Raw genomic sequence first — 3233 nt, 5'->3', positions numbered from 1 at the left:
GCGCGCGGGGGACGTGGTGGTGCTGCGGGGGACCGGCAACGCCGTCACGCGCGCCGAAGGACGTTTATTGCGGTAGGGTGGACACCCTGTGTCCACGCGCACGGTTGCGTCACGCCGGCGTCACGCGTGGGCTCGGGGAGCCCACCCTACGGCTTCGCGACGACCCGGTTTCGTCCGCCTTCCTTGGCTTGGTACAGCGCCTGGTCGGCGTGCGCGACCAGCTGCTGCGCCACGCCTTCGATCGCGTGATCGCGCTCGAAATCGTCGAGGGTCGCGACACCGATCGACACCGACACCGCCAGCGTCTGCCCCTCCTGCAGCAGGAACGGCCGATCCGCCACGCTGGCGCGGATGCGCTGCGCGACCATGCTGGCGCTTTCCAGGTCCGCGTCGATCAGCAGCACGACGAATTCCTCGCCGCCGAAGCGGCCCAGCGCGTCCGTCATGCGCAGCTCCGCCTTGATGCGCGCCGCGACTTCGCGCAGCACGTCGTCGCCGGCCAGGTGGCCGTACGTATCGTTGACCTGCTTGAAATAATCGATGTCGATGTACATGCACGACAGCCGGTACGACTGGCGCCGCGCGCGCGAGATTTCCTCGACGAGGCGGCGGTCCATGTAGCGGCGGTTGTAGACGCCGGTGAGCGCGTCGGTGAGGCCGATGTACTTCAGCATCTCGTTGCTGATCACGTTCTCCAGGCAGATCGCGATGATCGATGCCATGTGCTCGACGAAGTCCGTGCCCAGCAGCGGCGTGAAGCGGTTCGGGTCGCGGCTGCCCAGGTTCAGGCTGCCGATCAGGCGTTTATTCCGCATCAGCGGCACCATGGCGACGCTCGCGAGGCCGGCGGGCGGATGGGGAAAGGCGTGGCGCTGCGTGGCCGCGTCGAACGGCACCAGGCGCGGCCGCGGCGCACGGCCGCCTGGCGGGTCGAAGCCGAGCGCGTCGCCATCGTCGTGGAACAGCAGATTCGGGAATGCCTCGAAATCCACGCCCAGCTTGTGCATGACGGTGTAGATGTCGGCGCCCGTGTCGACGAGCGACAGCGTGAGGGCGTCCAGGTCGGAAATCACGGGCAGCAGGCGGAAGATGGTGCCGACCAGCTCCTGGAAGGTGCTCGCGCCGACGATTTCCAGGTCGAACGCCTGGTGCCGCATCATGATGGCGTGGTTGCCCTCGGCCTGGTCGATCAGGCTGGACAGCTGGCGGCGCAAGGCCTCGTTCTCGGCGATGAGTTCGCGCACACTGGCGCCGCGCTCGTGCATGTGTGGTTCCCCTTCAGCAAGAACCCTAATTTACGCGAATCTACGCGCCTTGGAAACGAAAATGATGAGGCAATATCAATAACATTGCCAAGATGTCATGCCGATCGCCTGCCAGGCGCGCTCCAGCAATGGCGGCGCCAGCAGGTGGACGGCGCGCGGCACGACGTCCAGCCGCACGTCCGCGCCCAGCGCGGCGAGGCGCTCGAAGGCGCGCTCGCTATGCTGCACCGGCACGGTACGGTCCATGCGGCCGTGCACGAGGGCGACCGTCGTGCGCCGCTCCCAGGCGTCCGGCAGCGGCGCGCTGCGGCCGGCGATGGCGACGACGTGGCGCGCGAGGAAGCGGTCCTGGCACGCGGCCAGCGCCATGGCCGCCCCTTGCGAAAAGCCGGCCAGCACCGTCCGTTCCGGCGTCGCGCCATATTCTCGCTGTAAATCCTCGACGGTGGCGACGAACGCCGGCAGCGCCGCGCGGATGCGGTCCGCGCGGTTCGCGTCCGTGATGCCGTCCACCGAAAACCATTGATAGCCCGCGCCGCCGCGATCGCAGGGCGATGTGGCCGGCGGTACCGCCACGCGCGCGCCGGCATCGTGCGCGGCGATCAGGTGGGCCAGCGGCGCCATGTCGGCCGGCGTGCTGCCGACGCCGTGCAGCAGGACGATCAGTCCCTCCATCGTCGTGCCGCCGATCTAGAACGCGATTTCCGTTGCCATCGTCTGGCCGAGATGCAGCTCGCTGCCGGCACCCGCCGTCACGATGCAGTTCATGCCCAGGCAAACGGCGCCTTCCATGCGCGGATTGGCGCGGTAGGTCTGCAGGACGTCGAGCGGGTCCGGGCCCGGGATGCCCGTCGCCTGGTCGATGGACGGGATCGGGCAGCGCGCGCACGGCTTCACGGGACGGATCTCGACGCCGCCCATCGTCAGCGTGGCCAGGAAATCCTCTTCGCAGGCGTCGAGGCCGTCGACGACGAGGTTCGGGCGGAAGCGGTCCATCGGCAGCGCATGGCGGCCGGCCGCGACGAGGCGCGCGTTGAGGTCGTCGAGCGACGCCTGGCCGATCAGCAGCAGCGGATAGCCGTCCGCAAAGCGCCTCCGTGCCGCCACGCCGTCCGTCCACTTGGTGCTCGTCGGCCGCACGACGTCGCGGTGGAAACGCACGAGGCGGCACGGCGTGGCCAGCGCGGCCGAAAACCAGGCGGCCGCCGCGTCGCCGCAATCAGCGGCGTCGACCTTGTCGTCCCAGATCTGCACGGTGCGCCTGGCGGCCGCCTCGTCCCATGCGAGCGGCAGCGCCAGGTCATCCATGCCGCGGCGCATGGATGCGCAGCATGCCGCCGTCGGGCAGCGGCCGGATCAGCGCCATGCGCGGATGCTCGCGCCTGGGCGAGGAACTGCCCGTCTGGGCCGCCACCAGCATCCATTCGCGGTCGTGCACGCCCAGCGCGGACAGGCCGGATTCGTTCACGACGGCGGACCGGACAGCGATGCCGGCGCAGGATTTGATCGGGTACAGCAGCAGATGGGTCAGGATGGCCATGGAACGCGTGGGCGGAGCGGTTTGGAATGACGCCGACAGTATCGCATCAAACGCCGTCCATGCCCACCGGCGGGGCAAAGCGGGCAGCCAGGAAATCGATCAGCAGCCGCAGCTTTTTCGACATGTGGCGCTTGCTGAGGTAGAGGGCATGGATGTCCAGCGCGGCCCCGGCGAAGTCCTCGCAGCACGGGCACGAGGTCGCCGGCTGCGACCGACGGTGCGAGCGCGAACGCCGGACCGAACACGATGCCCGCGCCCGCGCGCGCCGCCTGGCATGCCAGCGCCATCGAATTCGTCCGCAGCGGGCCGCCGACCTTGACCGTCCATCCGGCCGCCGCCGGCCTCGTACAGGTGCTGGATCATCCAACTAACTCCTCCGTTTTAACCTTAGCAATACGAAACTGGAACGCAGTACAGGTGCACAACAT

Annotated in this window: 5 protein-coding genes; 1 reads left to right on the top strand and 4 read right to left on the bottom strand. The window is 68.7% G+C overall.

The features are described 5' to 3' along the window. Nucleotides 1-146: 146 nt before the first annotated feature. The 4 genes from ACWNCF_RS04055 to ACWNCF_RS04040 form a co-directional block, all read right to left on the bottom strand. Nucleotides 147-1265 carry a DUF484 family protein gene (locus tag ACWNCF_RS04055; RefSeq protein WP_449406115.1) on the bottom strand — a complete coding sequence of 373 codons (1119 nt, stop codon included), beginning with the start codon at nucleotides 1263-1265 and terminating at the stop codon, nucleotides 147-149. Nucleotides 1266-1340: 75 nt separating this feature from the next. After that, nucleotides 1341-1940, bottom strand: a complete 600-nt coding sequence (locus ACWNCF_RS04050) for a dienelactone hydrolase family protein (protein WP_449406114.1) — start codon at nucleotides 1938-1940, stop codon at nucleotides 1341-1343. Between the two features lie 15 nt (nucleotides 1941-1955). Then, on the bottom strand, nucleotides 1956-2573 hold the full coding sequence (locus ACWNCF_RS04045; RefSeq protein WP_449406113.1) for an MOSC domain-containing protein: 618 nt from the start codon (nucleotides 2571-2573) through the stop codon (nucleotides 1956-1958). Beyond that, nucleotides 2566-2805 (bottom strand): MOSC N-terminal beta barrel domain-containing protein, encoded by a 240-nt coding sequence (locus tag ACWNCF_RS04040; protein WP_449406112.1) that lies wholly within the window; start codon nucleotides 2803-2805, stop codon nucleotides 2566-2568. Before ACWNCF_RS04040 ends, ACWNCF_RS04045 begins: the two co-directional genes overlap by 8 nt. Before the next feature lie 246 nt (nucleotides 2806-3051). Between ACWNCF_RS04040 and ACWNCF_RS04035 the strand changes: the two genes are divergently transcribed. Then, on the top strand, nucleotides 3052-3233 hold a 182-nt coding region (locus ACWNCF_RS04035; RefSeq protein ID WP_449406111.1), incomplete at its 3' end, for a hypothetical protein.

The sequence above is a fragment of the Massilia phosphatilytica genome (assembly GCF_977014125.1).
The sequence above is the reverse complement of the archived record's forward strand: the minus strand, read 5'-3'. Positions and strand labels throughout refer to the sequence as shown.